The organism is Bacillus cereus group sp. MG9 (assembly GCF_040459995.1).
Lineage (GTDB): Bacteria > Bacillota > Bacilli > Bacillales > Bacillaceae_G > Bacillus_A > Bacillus_A mycoides.
On sequence record NZ_JARVHC010000001.1, the window covers coordinates 3470630 to 3489291 of the forward strand.

Sequence of the window (18662 nt, forward strand, 5' to 3'; positions counted from 1 at the left end):
TTATGTATGTTGTTAAAATGAAAATTTCACTTCACTACCTCAAATTTATTGTACTCGTAAAAAGATAATTGAAAACGATATTCTGGATGCTCTCTCACCCAATCGTAAGCTTCTTCTAAAATATCCATTTTGTTTTGTAAGTCATTAAGTTCACTACATTCGTCCCTTTTCTGTTTGCACAGAGGGCAGAATCCATTCACTATTTCGGCACTCGTCGCCCTAATAGTTTTACTTTCTAAGTCAACTACTAGACGAAGAAGAAGAGAATGCTCTTCTTTTGTAGTCACCGTCATTTCAGCGATCCCATCCTCATTCCAAAAGACCCCGTTTAATTCCATCTTTACGGTGACGTCTTTGATATCCAAGTCTATCACTATCACACCTCCCTTGTATAAAACTCTTATCTTATTCTTCGATTTTAATCTTTAATACACCACGATTTAAAGATATATTAAGCTTTTTCCAATTCTTCTTCTTTGCTATGAAAGGAAGTGTAATTAGTGCAAATAGTGTGGTAAATATTATCAAAAAAACTAAAACGGTTAAAATGTTAAAGATTACTTCCATTAAACTACACTCTTTTCTATGTATATCCGTACTAAAAACAATAAAATACTCCATTCCTAATACGGGACAAGCCGTGAATTTTCCAACTAAACTTCAGCAACTTAATCCTGAAGTCTAGTTGTACATATGAATAAAATAAATTTTATTACTAACTTTCTTCTACTACTTTCTCCATCTCAGCCAAATACCTAAGCTGCCGCTCCGCTTTTCTCACCGCAGTAGGAAAGTGTTTTTTCAGAAGTTCTACTGCTGATTCACTTATATAATATCTTTCCGTTATACTTTCCCACGTGTCACTACTTTCAAATGCACTCCATACAAAAGGACGCTCTGTATTTTTTCTCAGTTCTTTAAACACCCATTTCCGCATCCTTTTTTTCGCTTTTTCTGTTAGTTTTCCGTTCTTTACAAGTTCAAGCTCACCATGTCTCTTGTATCGCTTGTTAATATCTCTCTCGCCATATACTTTCAGAAAGATATTTGCTGTATTCTCAGCATCTGCTAAAGCCCGGTGCTGCTTCCCTTCCCACGTTAAGCCGAGCTGATCCACTGCAAATTGTAAACTTGGTGTATGCTCAAATAATTCTTCATACGCCTGAAAAACAAATTTTTGCACATCAAATCTGCTCTCTTTTTCCATACATGGGCATTCTACACCGTATAATGTACAATCTTGAGATAGAAAACGGTAATCTTCTTTTCCCCATGAAACAAATATTGAATCTTCTCCGATGAACTGAATAAATTTCTCTATAATTTGAGGGAAATTCCCTACACCTATTAAATCTTTCTTTGTAATTCCAGTTAATTTTGTTGTATGACGAGTTAATGGGGCACTTGGTTTTACTAACTCTGAAAATTCTCCAATAACCTTCATTGTACTCACATCTATTTTTACAGCTCCAATATCAACTATTTCTGACGGATCTTCTGATTTATACGGCCTAAAATTCCTTTCAATATCAAACACAATGAAGTGTGTAGCGTTTTTCAATTTATTTACCTCTTTCTAAATTCCTTTTCACACACATACTTTATTTTCAGTATTTATTTATTAATGCACTTTATGCATGAAAAACTTCGCATAAAAATCAAAAATTCAGTCTTATTATTACATGTACATAGGAGGATATTCAATAAAAACGCAAAAAAAAAGAAGGGCAAGCCCTTCTTTTTTTCATAATTACTTCTTGTTTACGTTTGTAGCTTGAGGTCCACGGTTACCTTGTTCTACTTCGAAAGTAACTTCTTGACCTTCTTCTAAAGATTTGAAGCCGTCGCCTTGGATAGCTGAGAAATGAACGAATACGTCTTCTCCGCCTTCAACCTCGATGAAACCGAAACCTTTTTCTGCGTTAAACCATTTTACTTTACCGTTTTGCATTTAAAAAATCCTCCTACAATGTACCTATATGTACATATTCATTTTCAACCACTTTACAATAATACATCATATATTAAAAAACTGCAACCCCAGAGGAGATTTAACATTGCTATCCTCCTCGGAAGTTACAGCTCATTTAAATCTCTATATTATTAAAAGTAAAATGGTTTAAAGTAACTATATCATACCAATATAATAAAAGTAAAGTTTTTTTAAAGTTATACAGCTTTTTTTTTCCACTGCATCGTTTTTAATTCACCTGATCCAGCTACAACATAGCCTTCTTTTTCATTAACAATGCGCCAACCATGCCCTTTAACCGAATCACATACTGTAACAATTCCTTCTTCAAGAAGCACACGGCAAACAGTGCTAATTCCCGCCTTATTTTGCGTTGACGTTGTATATAACACATGTTGATCCACACTTAAATCTAAATAACTACTCGCTTTTTGTTCACTTTGACATGTATGCCAGCCTATTTTATCACTTTCGATACTCTCATTTATTCTGCAAAAAGAAATATTTCCGCTAATCCCCTTGCACGATCCACTTGCCGCTACTAAATAGGAATTATGTATAGTCAACGCAGAAATCATCTGATTCATCGCTATTTTAATCCTTTTTAATTTACGTGTCTCTAAATCAAAAAGCCAAACACCACCATATTTAGTATGTATTTTCGTACCGATAAATAAGTAATGTTTATATAAAAATAATGATCGAATAGATGGTGCCTCACTACCGTAATTAAGAAATGGCTGAATAGTCTCCCATGTGGAACCAAAATTATTAGAATGATACAGTGTTTTATCTCCATGAGCAATTACTGTTCCATTCTCATTACTACATACATTCCAGCTCGTTGCTTTCGTTGGAAAGCGCTGGATCGTCCACGTTTCTCCACCATTCATACTACGAATAAAAACTCCTTCGTCTCCTACTCCGTAAACTACGTTACCTTCACTATGTAAATCTCGAATTCGTTTTTGGAAACCAGTTAAAGCCTGTTTACATTCTCCATCTTTTTCAATGAATAAACCATTATATGTAGTAGCTAACAAAAGCTTTCCATCTCTTAACTTTGTAATAGCAGTTGCACTTAACATTGTTTCCACGTTGACACTCCCGTTCCTAGAACTTCTCGGCAAAAGCAATTGCAAAATCACTGCATTTTTCAACGTCTTCTTTATCTTCTGGAGCTAATTCAATTTTCAATCCTTCTTGTACAAGTTCTGCCCCACATTTTACAAGACGTTCTTCAAATATCGTTACCGCTTCACAAAACAGTTCATACGCCGTATCACCTGATCCAAAAACAGCCACTTTTTTACCCGTCAAATCTATATTTTCTAACTCATCATGGAAATCTTCCGCTTCAAATGGTAATTCACCATCACCCCACGTATAAGATCCTAAAATGATTCCATCATAAGCTAATAATTCTTCAGCATCCATACCTTCCATCTCTTGCAATACTACTTCATGATCAAAGGCATCTAAACTTACTTTAATTAAATCAGCAATACTCTCTGTATTCCCTGACATACTTGCATACGCTATTAAAATTTTCGCCACTTCGGCATCCCCCTCTTACAATAATTGATTCTCATTCTCATTATATTAATAATGATAATCAATTTCAATTATATTTTTTGCTATTTTATTTTATTCCATAAAAAAAAGAACAGATGACTATACAATCATCTGTTCTTTTTTTTTACTTTTTAAAAATACCAAAGGGTTTTCCAACTGGTAATACAACTTTTCCGAAGTGTGTATTTAACACAGCTGCTGCTGAACCATAGAAAGATAATAATGAAATACATAGTTCAGAATACGCTGCTAAATTATGCATTGCGTGCGGCATAACACCTAAAGTACTTAATGAAAGACCGATAAATAAGAAATCAATAAGGACGAAAATCATAAATAATACTTTATGTGTTTCCATTGCACCAATTGTCATAAAGATCGTGAAAATCAAGTATCCGATAAAGGCTACACCGAGCTGTTTTGAATCTGCAGTTTGGGCTAATTTTTCGCCAAATACTCCAAGTTGAATTAACCAAGTCATTCCAACACCTAACCAAAATAGGCCGTACGCACCAAATGCTGTTGTACCGAACGTATTGTTGTGCTTTGCATCGTGAATGCATGCAAAGATTTGTGCAAATCCTCCTAAAAAGATTGCCCATGGTAATACAAGTGAAACGCCATCTGTTAAGCCTAACTTTTGAGACGATGCTACAAGTGTTACCATCGCTAATCCAAATAGACCGATTCCAGATGGATCTGCTGTTGTCATTTTCACATGATGTGTAGTAGTTTGATTGCTCATATAAACCTCCTGATTATAAACATACTCGAATACAATACTTAAATCAGAAGGCTATGTCAATGGTTTTTTTTGTATGTTGTCAGACCTTATATTCCATAATAATCAAATACACATTTGGCCACATCATAAGGTTTTACATTTAAATTTGGCAACTCATTTACCGGCATCCATAAAGGAATATAACTCCCTCTATCTTTCAGCTCGAACTCCTCGCCTTAACCACTTCCGAAAACTCCACCTATAATATGGGCATTATAATAATACTCCGTACCTTTATACTCCACCTTTGCAATCAGATGCTCCACTTGTATATGTACCCCTAATTCTTCATAAACCTCTCGCTTCGTTGCTTCTTCAGGCGTTTCTCCTTCTTCAATTCCCCCGCCTGGAAAAACAAAATACATCTCACCTTCTCGAACACGTTTTATAAGAGCGATTTTACCTCCTTGTATAATTATAGCTGCACCGCGATTTCCTCTCACTTTATTACCTCAACACCAATCGCAACTGTTCCCCATTCTTTTTCTTGTTCTTTCGTATATATTCCGTATGTACTTTCTAACATTTCTTTTATACTAAGTTCTTCACAATCAAATAATTTTTTATCAATTTGTTCGTACATTGCTTTAAAGCTTTCGTATCGTTTTATCTCCGTTACTTTTACAGCCATCGTTTCTGCTGTCGTAAGGTTCGTAAATACAATTTCATCGTCTTGTTTTATAAGTTGACGTTTTTTATCGTATAAGCGTACTTCATATACTTTTTTTCCTAATTGAATCGACTGAAAAGGTTTATTATATAATCCCATTTCGTATCTCATACATTTCACTCCCTTTTATTCATCTTGCCTACTAACATTTTTGCACATTACCCTTTCATACAACATAGTTCGCCTTACTTCACCTTGCATATAATGTTCCATATCCATTACTTTCTTTAGAGAGGATGCTAAAATTGGTATGTTATATTTAAATCAAAAACCTGAATATACTAAATATGATATCGGTGATTATACTTACAGTAAAGTAGGCCCTATTATTTTTTCTTGGAATGATGAAACAAAATTAAAAATAGGTAAGTTTTGTTCATTAGGAGAAGAAGTCGTTTTCGTACTTGGCGGTGAACATCGTGCTGATTGGATAACAACCTATCCATTTAATGTCCTCTTCGAAGAAGGAGCACACATTACTGGTCATCCTTCTTCAAAAGGTGATATCGTAGTCGGCAATGATGTATGGATTGGTTATCAATCCTGCATTTTATCTGGTGTTACAATTGGTAACGGGGCCATTATCGGGGCCAAGAGTGTTGTTACAAAAGACGTACCTCCATATGCAATCGTCGCTGGTAATCCTGCCAAACTAGTTCGATATCGTTTCCCGCAAGAAATCATTGAAAAACTAGAAAACCTTGCATGGTGGGACTGGGACATTTCCGTTATAAAAGGAGCTATTCCATTTCTACTCTCCAACAAAGTCAACGAATTTTTCACTTCTCCCGAAGAAGAAGCTACTTGATCGTAGAGTAGAAAACTGAAACAGATTAAATTTTCTTTAGGGATGGCTTTGCCATCCCTTTTCTGTTTCAGCTTCCCCTCATCAAACCGTACGTGAGGTTTTCCCTCATACGGCTTTCCGATGTTCTTCCTTCTTTGGCGTTCAGTTTTGTTCTATCCTCCTACTTTCACGAGTGCATATGTTGTTTTCTTCATCAAGTCCTTGATACGACCATGTTTCTTTCGAACATTTCTTTTCTTATTCCAAAAAAGGTTAAGTCGTTCTAGGACGTACCAGTCTATTTTACAGAGCCACTTCTGTCCAATTGAAGATAAGCTATAATAATTCTTGAATCCTTGCAGAATTCTATTTAAACCTTTCACCATCTCTTCCAATTGTAAATACAGTTTGTTCCTCGGCTCTGTGTATCTTTTAATGCGTTCCCGCATTTTCCTCATGGCTTTCTGGCTCGGAATATGTGCCATCACATGCACTTTCTTCCCGCCTTTCACATGTTTAGGGTATTTTCGGTGGTGAAATCCTAGAAAATCAAATCCCTCGTTTCCATCCCACGTATTCACTAGCTTCGACTTTTCTGTATGGATTGTAAGTTCTAACTTATTCATAATGGATTGTAGTATCCGAATACTCTCTAATGCTTGTTGTTTTGTTTGACATACGATGACAAAGTCATCCGCATATCGAATTAGTTCCCCCAAATGTTTACACTTCTTTTCCCAAATGGTATCCATATAGTTTAAATATATATTAGAAAGTAATGGAGATATCACGCCACCTTGTGGTGTACCTAATGTCGTTTCATGAAATTGCGCATGTTCCATGATTCCCGCTTTCAACCATTTTCTAATGAGTTTTAACACTCTTCGGTCACTGATTCTTCTTTCTACAAGCCTCATTAATTTGTCATGATTAATATTGTCAAAGTATCCTTGTATGTCTACATCTACAATCCAATGAGATGTTTTACTCGCTTTCCGTATCTTCGATATCGCTTGATGTGCGTTTCGTTTCGGGCGAAACCCATACGAACAGTCTTGAAAATCGGCTTCGAAGATAGGTTCTATCACCAATTTCGTTGCCATTTGTACAACCCTATCCTTGATCGTGGGAATTCCAAGCGGTCTTTGTTTTCCATCACCTTTTGGAATATACATTCTTCTTACAGCTTGTGGATGGTATGATTTACTTTTCAATTCTATATATAATTCATTGAGAAAGTTTCGTTCTCCATATTGATACACGATTTCTTCAATCGTCTGTCCATCAATTCCACCGCTTCCTTGATTTCGTTTTACCCTTCTCCATGCTTCAGCCAATATGTCAGGACGATATATTTTGTCATACAACGCGTGAAACCTACGACTTGAACTTTCTTTGGCACAAAGATATAAAGTCTTCCAAAGTTCTTGAGCTTTTACATCAGTGTAGTTAGCTAGTTTTCCAGCATTCACTCACTCTTACCTCCTTCCAACTTATGAACAAAGTAGAGGTCCTTCCCTACATAACGTTGTGTTGTCGTTATGATATTCAGTACTATGACCTCCTCCGACTCCCTCTTTACAGTCCACCATTTCGTATATGCTTATAGGTTTCCTCTCTCCTTTCTGAAAGAAAGGGCAAAGGAGGGGCTCCCCAGTTCCAGACACTACTTTCTCAACATACCGCCCTCCGTACCCCGAGGGATTCTTCGATGTCGTATTTCCAAGTTCTTTACATCTTCCATGGTCTTCGCCCATATTCACCAGGCTCGACTTCCCTTTGTCCTATTTCTAGGTTGCTTTTAACGAGGCGGCAAGGTTCACTTTATGTTACGGTCTGTTGATTCGCTCGCACTTCTAGTAAAAGTTACTTTGTCACAGGGCTTCAACCTTAGGATTTCTCCACCAGCTGCCTGTCAGCTACTAGGCGACTTGGCTCTTACCTAGGCTGGACTTTCACCAGCAAGCAGTGCCCAGCTTAGCTGGGCACGCTAAACAAAAAGAGCATCCTATTCTTTCAGGATGCTCTTTTTGTGTTTATTTTTTATTTATTCGCAACTGATTACACGGAGAACAGTGAAGTGGAATTTTGTCTAAACAATTAAAGTTTGTTTCACAAATTTGTTCTATCGTTGGAACAAATGGAATGACAACTATGTTACTATCTATTATTTGTGTAACAGGTGGCAATACTGTGCCTACTTGATGTTCGAAGCGAATACTCGCTTGATTAATATAATTTCCTGAACCACTTGGTGCACTCTGAACTGTTACTTGGAACGAAACTGTCCGTGCTTCACCTGGATTTAAACTTCCTATAAGAAACCCTGATACTGGGCTTACATTTGGCACTGGCGTATTATCAACAGTTACACTTCCAGGAACAAATTGAACACTACTATCTAACATATCTTGAAAACGAATATTTTGTATCGCTGTATCTCCCGTATTTGTAATAACTGTCGTAAACGTAATAACATCGCCTATCGTTGCTGATTGAAGATCTGCCGTTTTTACGACTGTTGTTGAAACATTTTGAGGAATAAACGGGATAACAACTGTATTACTATCGCCTTCAACTACTACTGGCGGCTCATTAGGATTTACAGTTGCAAGCCCATTCGCTGTAGCAGTATTTGTTACTAAGTTATTTATTTGCCCTCCTGTTATTACAACTTGGAAATTAATAATTGCTGCATCATTCGGCTGAAAATCACCTAAAAGGATACCAGTATTCGGATTGGCAAATGGAAAAGGTACATCATTTACCGTTACCGTGCCATTTATAAATAACGTATTTGGGTCAATGATGTCTGTTAAAATAATATTCGTCACAGGAACTGTACTATCATTTATAACAGCAATTCCGTAAGTGACAACATCTCCTACCATTGCTACTTCAAAGTTTGCTCCTTTTGCAACAAATAAGATTGCAGTATTTACCGTTACAATAACTGTATTACTCGTGTCCATCACTGTAACTGGCGGTTCCCCTGGTACTAAAATATATTCTGCCGATGCCCCAGCAACGTTCACTACTGTACCACCATCTGGAAAACTTGTAATTGTAGCTTCATATGTTACAATCGCCGTTTCACCTACTGGGATATCTGGTATCGTAAATCCAATCTGTGGATTTAACCCCGGCTGTGGTATTCCATTTATCGTTACACTATTTGGGACAAAATCAGCTTCCTGAGATAACACGTCTATAAATTGAACATTCATCGCATCAGCCGTACCAGTATTTAATATACGAACAGTATACGTTACCGTTTCTCCTACTCCAACAATTGGATGATCTACTTCTTTTAACATATCTAAACTACCTCTATTTACTGGAGTTACTGTCGTATTACTCGAACTCGTAATTGTAAACGGTAGTTCTCCTGGAATAAGTTCAAAACTACCCGTTACACGCGCCGAATTCATAATGCTATTAGAAGGCGGGATTGAGATTACAGTTACTTCAAACGTTATGAGTACACTAGCTCCTACTGGGAGATCCGGTAATGAAAAGCCTACAAAAGGATCTAAACCTACTTGCGGAATCCCATTTATCTGTACACTCCCTGGAACGAATTCTAAACTAGGTGATGGAACGTCAATAAATTGCACATTTGTCGCTGTTACCGTTCCTGTATTTGTAACTTGCACACTATACGTTAACGTATCTCCTAATCGTGTCGCCTGTTTGTTGACAGTTTTTATAACATTGAATCGCCCTCTATTTACCCTTGTTATTGTCGTATTACTCGGCTCTGTTACTACAACTGGTGGTTCTCCTGGTACTAAAGTAAAACTTCCTGTTATATTTGCAACATTCGCTATCGTTCCTGAAGATGGAATATTTGTCACTGTCGCTTGGAACGTCACTATAGTCGTATTGCCAACAAGTATATCGCCAATTCCAAACCCAGTAATCGGATTCAAACCAGGTTGCGGAGTTCCATTTACCGTTACACTATTTGGGACAAGTGACGCTCCTGCTGAAATCGTATCAATAAACTGAACATTGTTAGCTGTTACTGTTCCTGTATTCGTTATTTGCACTGTATACGTTAATACATCGCCAACGAGAGTCGCAGCCCTGTTCACCTGTTTTATAACATTAAATCGTCCTCTATTTACAGTTGTGAGTGTTGTATTGCTTGGTTGGTTTACTATAACTGGTGGTTCTCCTGGTACTAAAGTAAAACTTCCAGTCACATTTGCCGTATTGGCAATCGTTCCATTTGATGGAACACTGACAACTGTTACTTGGAATATGACTTCTACACTTTCCCCTGGATTTATATCTGGAAGCGAGAATCCATTATTAGGATTGAATCCAGGTTGTAACACACCGTCTATCGTTACACTGTTCGGTATGAATGTTATAGAGGAAGGTAATACATCACTATATTGAACATTCGTCGCTGTCACCGTTCCCGTATTTTGAACTACTGTGGTATATGTGATTGTATCTCCTACTGCAACAACCGGCTGACTTACTGATTTTAAAACATTCAAACCAGATTCATTTATTTTCGTTAATGTCGTGTTACTTGTCGTTGTTTCAGTTATAGGCGGCTCTGTTTCACTTACAGCAAATGTAGCCGTAACATCCACAAAGTTAACTACTGTTCCACCTTGAGGTATGCTCGTTACCATTTCTTGGTATGTGACAAGTACAAAATCATCTACAGGTATATCTGGAACTGTAAAGCCTATGAACGGATCTAATCCTGGTGCCGGCACCCCGTTTATGCTCACACTTCCCGGTACAAATGCTACACCGGCGGAAGTAGTATCGATAAACTTAACATTGGTCGCTGCCACTGTGCCGAAATTAAAGATTAATACATCATACGTTAAAATTTCTCCTACAGTGGCTACTTCTTTATCTACTAATTTTAATGGAAAAATCGAAGCTATATTAATTGTCGTAACGACTAAATTCGTTAATATCGTTTCCGTAATCGGTGGTTCCTGAGGATTTGGTTGTGAAGTAAATGTAACGTCTGCATCATTTAATATGACTTCATTATCTGGAATTTCTGTAATCGTCACTTGGAACGTTACCTCAATACTTCCACCATTAATTAATAATGGGGTAACTGTAAATCCTATTTCTGGATTTAAACCAAGTTGCTGCACCCCACCTATCGTTACACTATCTTCTACAAATGTCGTTCCTTCTGGTATGACATCTTGGAAGAATACATCTGTAACAGGTATAATTCCTACGTTTGAAATTAGCACGGTATACGTTAATACATCCCCAACCGCTCCAGTTGCAACGTCAACTGTTTTTGTTGCTGTTACTTCACCAGGAGGAGGTAACGGTATCGTAACTACTGTCGTATTACTTGTATTCGTCGTTGTTACAGGGGGCTGTAAAGGATTTAATAAAAAAGTGGCTGTTGCAGATGCGGTGTTTAGTACGGCTCCGCGCGTGGATGGCGCAACTACTGTTACTTGGAACGTTACAGTCAATGATGTTCCAGCAGCAATATTAGGAAGCGTAAAACCTATATTTGGATCAAATCCAGGTTGAGGTGTTCCATTTATTACTACACTATTTGCTACAAATGTTGTTTCTGGAGCAATTGGATCAAGGAAAGAAACATTCATCGCTGTTACCGTTCCATTATTTCTAATGACAACAGAATACGTGTAAGTTTCTCCAAGTGCAGCTTGTTGTACAGATGAAGATTTTTGTATATTTAACTGTGCCGTATTTACCTGTGTCACTACAAAATTACTATTCGTAACAGTCGTTATAGGAGGTCCTGCCGGATTTATAAGAAAACTTGCAGTAACGTTCGATTGGTTTCTTATATTTCCACCGCTCGGAACGCTTGTCACTGTAACTTGAAACGTAATCGTAGCCGTTTGCCCGACCGGAATATTTGGTACTGGGAAACCTGCCATAGGATCCGCGCCTTGCTGTACGACTCCGTTTATTGTCACACTATTTGCTACAAACGCAGTACCAGACGGAATTGGATCTTGAAAAATAATATTCGTTGCAGGAACAGTTCCTGTATTTTGAATAAGAATCGTATACGTTAACGTATCTCCTACTCCTGCTTGTGGTGTATTTACACTCTTCATTACATTAAGTGATCCTACATTCACTCGCGTCACAACAATATTACTAATCGTTACAATTGTAATTGGTGGCTGCAAAGGACTTACTTGGAAATCAGCAGTTACATTCGCATTATTCGGAAGTACCCTGTTCGCTGGCACACTTGTGATTAACACTTGGAAAGTGACAGTTACCATCCCTCCTACTGGAATATTAGCAAGCGGAAATCCAGTTGTCGGATCTAAACCAGGTTGAGATATCCCGTTTATTGTTACACTATTCGCAACAAACGTTGTTCCAGATGGAATCGGATCAAGGAATGATACATTTGTCGCTGCTACTGTTCCACTATTTTGTATACGAACTGTATACGTTAACGTATCTCCTACACCGGCTTCACTAGCACTTACGCTCTTCATTACATTTAGCCCTGAAGAATTCACAACTGTCATAACAGTATTACTTGGTACTGTTACAGTAATTGGTGGCTCTGTTGGATTTACAAGGAAATCTCCAGTTACATTCGCATTATTTACGACATTATTTCCTTGGGGAATTTCATCAATTAATACTTCAAACGAAACAGTTACACTTGCGCCAGTAGGCAAATTATTTAGTGGAAATCCAAGTTCTGGATCTGCTCCTTCTTGTAAAACACCATTAACTAATACACTGTTTTCAATAAATAATGTCCCTTGCGGAATTGAATCTTGGAAAAATACATTTGTCGCTGGTACACTACCTGCATTTATGATTTCGATTGTATATACTAAAACATCCCCTACCGTTGCAACATCCGTATTGACTGATTTCACAACTTCAAAATCCCCCGATTGTACAGTTGTGTTAACAATGTTACTAGGAACATTAATTGTTACTGGTGGTTCGCTCGGATTCACTTGAAAACTTGCTGTTACATTTGCTTGATTTAAAATATCTTCATTTGGCGGATCCTGCTCAATTAATACTTCAAATGTAACTACAACTGTCTGAGCCGCAGGGATATTCGGAAGAGAAAATCCTAAATTTGGATTTAGTCCACTTTGTGGTGTTCCATTAATTGTTACAGAGTTTGCAACGAAAGAAACCGCTGAAGAAGTAGTGTCTTGGAAAAATACATTTGTTAACGGAACGTTACCTGTATTTTGGACGGCAATCGTGTATGTTAAAGTATCACCTACTGCCGCTTGAGCTGTATTTACTTCTTTTATTACATTTAAACCACCTGTATTAACTTGTGTTACAACGGTATTCGTTTGCCTATTAATCGTTACTGGCGGTTGATTCGGAATAACGACGAAATTAGCAGCTACATTACCCCGATTCGCAATCGTGCCTCCTGATGGGGTAGATGTAACTCGCACTTGAAAAGTCACCGTTCTACTTCCACCTGGAGATATATTCGCTACCGTAAACCCAGTCGCTGGATTTGCCCCAGGTTGCGAAACTCCATCAACAGTTACACTATTTGGTATAAAAGTCGTTCCAATTGGGGTTGGATCTTGAAAAATAACGTTCGTCGCCAGTACATTTCCTGTATTTTCAATTGTAACGGTATACGTAAGAACGTCATTAATTGTCGCAAAAGCTCTATCTACTGTTTTTCTCGTTCTTATATCGGCTATATTTATTGTAGTAAATACTGTATTACTTGTCGCTTGGCCTGAAACCGGTTGTTGACCAGGAACCGGAATAAAGTTAAACGTTGCACTTGCACGGTTCGGAATTGGATTTACAAGAGGATTAGATGTCACTCGAACTTGAAAGCGTACTACAGTCGTTTGCGAAGCATTAATACTTCCAAGATTAATACTACTTGCTGGATTCGCTCCTGGTCGAGCTACTCCATTTACCGTAACACTATTTGTTACAAACGTTGTTCCAGCAGGTATACTATCAACAAAAATCACATTATTTGCAGCGACATTCCCATTATTCGTCACATTAACTGTGTACGTTAATACATCATTAAGTGTTGCCGTCTGTAAATCTACAGATTTTTGCAAACTTACATTTGCGCGATTTACCGTCGTCTGTACTGTATTTGAAGAAGCTGTACTTGTGATAGGAGGACTTCCAACAAAAGGACGGAATTGGTATGACACCATTGCACGATTTGGAATAGGGTTTGGGTTCGGGAACGATGTTATTCGAACTTGAAATGTAACAATTCTTTGCGTGTTATTTGGGATTGTACCTAAATTAATTCCATTCGCTGGATTCGCACTCGGTTGTGTTACTCCACCTACCGTTACACTCCCTGCTACAAATGTCGTTCCGTTCGGAATACTATCTTGTAATACAACGTTTTCTGCACTTCCTGTTCCTGTGTTCGGGACCGTAATCGTATAGGTGAGAGTATCCCCTACCCCTGCAACTGTTCTATTAACCGATTTAACAGGATTAATAATTGGACCTGTCGCATCAATTTGAACACCAAAACCAGCTGCAGCGTATCCATCTCCATTTGTGACAAAGCGAACAGTTGCTGACGTTTGATTGTTTACTAAAGAAGATGAGGCATCTACATTCGTAATATCCCACCCTTGTCTTCGGACCGCTAAAGCTATCCCTAACGGCTGATTCAAATCTCCAAATGTGCCGCTCGTATCTAGATTGCCACTATCATTACAAATTTGTGATTGAAAGAAATTATTCGCGGGGTTTCTCGGTCCGAATAATGCGACTGTAGCATTTGCATTCGGTCCAAAGCGAAGCTGATCTCCAACAATGTTAGAATCACCTTCTTGAGCAGTTACGAGCACTCTTCCTGTAACAGCTCCTGTTGCCGGAGTAGCAAACCCTGAAATAGTAGCATCAACTGGCGGGGATGAAGCATCGATAATTTCTTGACCTGCATATACTGACAAATTCCGAAGTGGTAAACTTGCATTTTGATAAACTACCTCAAGCGTCCAGCCAGCTGAACGACTGATTGTTGGATCAGCTGAAGTTCTTGCAGCTGGCACGGCACCTGTTGTATATGTGCCTGCCCCACCTGCACTTACAAGATTCGTTACATTAGCAGAGCGAGCATAATAAAACTGGTTTCCTACCGAACCTTGCTGCGCAGTTGCAGGATCTGGTGCAACAGAAAATGTTCCTGCTGGTGTTGTAAATGAAATATTATCATTTAAAAATGCTGTAACATCCTCTGTATCGGTCCGGTATGTGCCGGCCCATACTAGTTCTGCGTATAAAACACTACTCCCTGCTGGAAGGTTCAAAATTGCACTTGAAGAATTTAATGGCCAGTCATTCGTTGTTCCTGCCGGGAATCCAGGTACTTGAAGCGATGTATTTATCGTTGTAAACACATCAATCGTGCCGAAGTTATTGTTTGGTGCAGGTGATGTAGGACTTAGTCCCAACGTGTTCCCAGTGAACGTGACGGCACCAGTTACTGTTGTTGTAAAACGATTCATAAAAGGCACACAATCATCTCATTTCATTTATAGTAAAAAGTGCTCTATACTATAAAATGTAGACAAACTATATAATGTACGTTGTCCAACAAAATTCCACACATATGAGAGGAGTTTGCTACACTATGCGCTACGTTATCGTAACAGGAACTTCACAAGGTTTAGGTGAGGCAATCGCCGTGCAATTGTTAGAAGAAAATACAACCGTTATCTCTATTTCTAGGAGAGAAAATAAACAGCTTGTAAAACTCGCAGAGCAAAACGACAGCAATTGTATTTTCCATTCCATAGATCTTCAAGATGTACATAATTTAGAAACTCATTTTAACGAAGTCTTTTCATCTATTCAAAAAGACAATGTCTCATCGATTCATTTAATTAATAATGCAGGAACACTTGCACCAATGAAACCTATTGAAAAGTCAGAAAGTGAACAATTCATTACGAACGTTCATATTAATTTAATCGCACCAATGATCCTTACTTCCACTTTCATGAAACATACGAAAGACTGGAAAGTAGAAAAACGCATTATAAATATTTCATCTGGAGCAGGAAAAAATCCTTATTTCGGATGGGGAGCTTATTGTACAACGAAAGCCGGTGTAAATATGTTTACACAGTGCGTAGCTACTGAAGAAGTGGAGAAAGAATATCCTGTAAAAACTGTCGCTTTCGCACCCGGTGTTGTTGATACAAATATGCAAGCACAAATTCGTGAAACAAATAAGGAAGACTTTATTAACTTAGATCGATTCACCGCATTAAAAGAAGAAGGAAAGCTACTGTCACCTGAATATGTTGCGAAAGCTATTCGTAACTTATTAGAGACTGAAGACTTTCCGCAAGGCGAAGTTATTCGAATTGATGAATAACAAAGAGGCACGCTATAATAGCGTGCCTTTTCATTCTATTTCTCTAAAAATATAAGTACAGACTCCATAATCTTCTCATAACCAATTTCTTGATAAATTTTATTTGATGTTGGATTTGCCAGGTCCGTATATAATGTCGTTGTTTTGTAGCCTTCATCTAACATACGTTGACTAAGTGCAGCGACACAACTAGATGCGTACCCTTTTTTCCGAGCTTCTTTCGGTGTATATACGAAATTAACTGTTATATTGTTTGTAGTCGGTCTCGTTTTTGCAGCTACAGAAACAATCTTCCCGTCTACTTCTAAACCAAATAGACGACGATTAGTAATTAATGTATGAGCAGTTTGTTTCGCTTCTTCTTTCGTAGTAGGAAGCTTCACATCTTCGCAAAATTGATATATCCACTGCTCTATTAATGTTAGCTCATCACTACTTACTTCTCGAAAGATTCCATCTCCGTTCCACTTTTTCTTTACTTGTTTTAATTCATATATACCTTGCTCCATTGCAACATTAGTTTTCTTATTCTCTAACACTGCAATCTCTTCCGCTAATTTCTGTACGATTTTTTTATTACCAATCAATCCAGGAATATGTGGATATACTTTCGTTAACTCTTTTGCAAGTTCCTTAATAGCTACTGCCGAAATCTCAGACGTAGCAACAATTATTTGTTTCTTTTCTTCTGTTTGAAGAAATACAGCTGCAATTTCTTCCTCTTGTTTTGCTACTCCTATAAATATCGGCTCTTGGACCATTTGTAATACACCTAATATGAGATTATTTTCCTGCTCATTCTTCTCTAAAAATGGTTTAACTTCTTCTGTAAAGTTAAGAATCTCTTCATATACATGTAATTGAATCATCGACAATCTCTTCTCTCTATTTATAGTTTCATTAAGTATTGGCGATTAATTCATTAAATCCTTCTTTTACGATTTAATAATGTTCGAAGCTAACGTATTCAAATCATTTTCAGCTTGTAAAATTCTTTGTTTTTCCTTTTCAAATACCTCTTCTTCTTTTTGAAATGACTCTTTTCGATTTTTAATCATACGCTCCATCTCTTTTTTACTCGGTCCACCATATACATTTCTTTTTTGAATAAAAGCTTCTGGTGATATAATTTCTTTCCACTCTTCTTCTAATAAATTTACTTTCAAATTTTCTTGTAAGTATACATTTATGTCTTTGAAATTTAATTCATGTAACTCCTTTTTCTGCTCCAATGACATATTCGCAATCGCACTTGCTGCATGATGTGCATGCCGAAATGGTATTTCATAGTTTTTTGTTAAAACATCTGCGAAATCTGTAATCGTAATCGCGTGTTTATATGAACGACTTTTTAACGTTTCCTCTTCTACTTTCATCGTTCGAATAACTGCGTTCATCATACAAAAAACACGAATCGCCTTTTCGATCCCTTTATATAAATACGGCTGCAAGTCATCCTCCGTATCGACAATATCGCCAAATGGTGTATTATGAATCATTTGAAATACAGTAAATGCTTCCCCTAAAGCACTACTCGTAATAGCACGAGCATGTTCTATTGAAACAGGATTTCGTTTTTGCGGCATAATACTACTTATTTGCACATATGGCTTCGCTACAGTAATCCCATCATATTCTTTCGTCGCTAATAGTAAAAAATCATGAATCCATCTACTCGTATTCGTCATAATAACCATTAGTAACGAGCTAACTTCTAATAAATAATCTGCTCCAGCAACAGCATCATATGAGTTCTCAATTACATTTGTAAACCCAAGTAACTGTGCCACTCGTTTTCTCTTAATTGGGAAGCTTGTTGTAGAAAGCGCAGCTGCCCCCATTGGAGAATGATTTAAAAGATGATACGCTTTTTTCATTCTTTCTAAGTCTCGTTGCATCGTATCATAAATTGCCAAAACATAATGACCAAATGTTGTCGGTTGCGCCGGTTGTGTATGTGTATACGCGGGCATAATTGTTTCCATATGTTCACCGGCGAGCTCGAGCATACTTTCTTGCAGCAATAAATGATGTTCCATTAACCGCAATACAAATTGCCGTAAACTCATGCGATACATCGTTACACCCATATCATTTCTACTTCTACCGATATGCATATTACTTACAAATTCACACTTTGCTTCTTGGGAAAGCAAATGTTCAACTAAGAAAAAAAGATCTTCATGTTGCTCTGTATATAGCAACTTCTCCTTTGGAATCCCCTCTACTTTTTTAAGTGCGATTAATATAACTTTCGCTTCTTCTCTTTTCATTAACTTCTCTTCAGTTAACATAGTAATATGTGCCCTATGCACTTGAAACATATCTTTTAATAAATAATTACGCTGAAAATTAAATACGTGCTGTAATACACAATCTACATATGTTTTCCCAGGGAAATCAGCGCCTTCATTCTTAATAAACTCTTCTTTACTCTGTTTCATCACCTTTTCCCCTTTCGCCTAAGTGTTACTACCCATCATACCCAAGGATGGTGAA

General features: G+C 37.5%; 13 protein-coding genes and 1 pseudogene. 2 read left to right on the forward strand and 12 right to left on the reverse strand.

Annotation, left to right across the window (positions count from 1 at the left end):
• Positions 1 to 26: 26 nt before the first annotated feature.
• From QCI77_RS17795 to QCI77_RS17830, 8 genes and pseudogenes are all read right to left on the reverse strand, one after another.
• Positions 27 to 374 carry a hypothetical protein gene (locus QCI77_RS17795; RefSeq protein WP_033709368.1) on the reverse strand — a complete coding sequence of 116 codons (348 nt, stop codon included), beginning with the start codon at positions 372 to 374 and terminating at the stop codon, positions 27 to 29.
• A gap of 341 nt (positions 375 to 715) precedes the next feature.
• Complete coding sequence (locus QCI77_RS17800) at positions 716 to 1561, reverse strand: exonuclease (RefSeq protein ID WP_033709367.1); 846 nt, start codon at positions 1559 to 1561, stop codon at positions 716 to 718.
• Positions 1562 to 1750: 189 nt separating this feature from the next.
• Positions 1751 to 1951, reverse strand: coding sequence for a cold shock-like protein CspB (gene cspB / locus QCI77_RS17805; RefSeq protein WP_001179147.1), 201 nt, complete (start codon positions 1949 to 1951; stop codon positions 1751 to 1753).
• Positions 1952 to 2169: 218 nt separating this feature from the next.
• The gene (locus tag QCI77_RS17810; RefSeq protein ID WP_353825304.1) at positions 2170 to 3069 is read right to left on the reverse strand and encodes a WD40/YVTN/BNR-like repeat-containing protein; all 900 of its coding nucleotides are present in this window, start codon (positions 3067 to 3069) and stop codon (positions 2170 to 2172) included.
• Positions 3070 to 3085: 16 nt separating this feature from the next.
• The gene (locus QCI77_RS17815) at positions 3086 to 3529 is read right to left on the reverse strand and encodes a flavodoxin (protein ID WP_001062757.1); all 444 of its coding nucleotides are present in this window, start codon (positions 3527 to 3529) and stop codon (positions 3086 to 3088) included.
• Between the two features lie 142 nt (positions 3530 to 3671).
• Entirely contained in the window at positions 3672 to 4292 is a 621-nt protein-coding gene (locus QCI77_RS17820; protein WP_000070943.1) for an acetate uptake transporter, read from the reverse strand.
• Between the two features lie 86 nt (positions 4293 to 4378).
• Positions 4379 to 4774, reverse strand: a pseudogene (locus tag QCI77_RS17825) (NUDIX hydrolase).
• The gene (locus QCI77_RS17830; protein WP_002128458.1) at positions 4771 to 5112 is read right to left on the reverse strand and encodes an ASCH domain-containing protein; all 342 of its coding nucleotides are present in this window, start codon (positions 5110 to 5112) and stop codon (positions 4771 to 4773) included. The pseudogene QCI77_RS17825 and the gene QCI77_RS17830 overlap by 4 nt, the downstream one beginning before the upstream one ends.
• A 139-nt stretch (positions 5113 to 5251) precedes the next feature.
• On the opposite strand from QCI77_RS17830, the gene QCI77_RS17835 reads away from it, so the two are divergent.
• On the forward strand, positions 5252 to 5809 hold the full coding sequence (locus tag QCI77_RS17835) for a CatB-related O-acetyltransferase (protein ID WP_113769604.1): 558 nt from the start codon (positions 5252 to 5254) through the stop codon (positions 5807 to 5809).
• A gap of 152 nt (positions 5810 to 5961) precedes the next feature.
• On the opposite strand, the gene ltrA is transcribed toward QCI77_RS17835, so the two are convergent.
• Together ltrA and QCI77_RS17845 are read right to left on the reverse strand one after the other, a co-directional pair.
• The gene (ltrA, locus tag QCI77_RS17840; protein WP_088031616.1) at positions 5962 to 7260 is read right to left on the reverse strand and encodes a group II intron reverse transcriptase/maturase; all 1299 of its coding nucleotides are present in this window, start codon (positions 7258 to 7260) and stop codon (positions 5962 to 5964) included.
• A 564-nt stretch (positions 7261 to 7824) separates the two neighbouring features.
• Positions 7825 to 15297: a DUF7507 domain-containing protein gene (locus QCI77_RS17845; RefSeq protein ID WP_353825305.1), complete on the reverse strand. Its 7473-nt coding sequence runs from the start codon at positions 15295 to 15297 to the stop codon at positions 7825 to 7827.
• A 116-nt stretch (positions 15298 to 15413) separates the two neighbouring features.
• On the opposite strand from QCI77_RS17845, the gene QCI77_RS17850 reads away from it, so the two are divergent.
• On the forward strand, positions 15414 to 16163 hold the full coding sequence (locus QCI77_RS17850) for a (S)-benzoin forming benzil reductase (protein ID WP_353825306.1): 750 nt from the start codon (positions 15414 to 15416) through the stop codon (positions 16161 to 16163).
• 35 nt (positions 16164 to 16198) lie between these two features.
• Here the strand turns inward: QCI77_RS17850 and QCI77_RS17855 are convergent, their stop codons facing one another.
• Complete coding sequence (locus QCI77_RS17855) at positions 16199 to 17032, reverse strand: GNAT family N-acetyltransferase (RefSeq protein ID WP_353825307.1); 834 nt, start codon at positions 17030 to 17032, stop codon at positions 16199 to 16201.
• 66 nt (positions 17033 to 17098) lie between these two features.
• Positions 17099 to 18607, reverse strand: a complete 1509-nt coding sequence (gene argH, locus QCI77_RS17860) for an argininosuccinate lyase (RefSeq protein ID WP_044439958.1) — start codon at positions 18605 to 18607, stop codon at positions 17099 to 17101.
• Between the last annotated feature and the right edge of the window lie 55 nt (positions 18608 to 18662).

Bases quoted from the DNA above. Each gene is read 5' to 3' on its own strand.
- cspB (WP_001179147.1), bottom strand. From the start codon at position 1,951: ATGCAAAACGGTAAAGTAAAATGGTTTAACGCAGAAAAAGGTTTCGGT.
- QCI77_RS17820 (WP_000070943.1), bottom strand. From the start codon at position 4,292: ATGAGCAATCAAACTACTACACATCATGTGAAAATGACAACAGCAGAT.
- QCI77_RS17830 (WP_002128458.1), bottom strand. From the start codon at position 5,112: ATGAGATACGAAATGGGATTATATAATAAACCTTTTCAGTCGATTCAA.
- QCI77_RS17835 (WP_113769604.1), top strand. From the start codon at position 5,252: ATGTTATATTTAAATCAAAAACCTGAATATACTAAATATGATATCGGT.
- QCI77_RS17850 (WP_353825306.1), top strand. From the start codon at position 15,414: ATGCGCTACGTTATCGTAACAGGAACTTCACAAGGTTTAGGTGAGGCA.
- QCI77_RS17855 (WP_353825307.1), bottom strand. From the start codon at position 17,032: ATGATTCAATTACATGTATATGAAGAGATTCTTAACTTTACAGAAGAA.
- argH (WP_044439958.1), bottom strand. From the start codon at position 18,607: ATGAAACAGAGTAAAGAAGAGTTTATTAAGAATGAAGGCGCTGATTTC.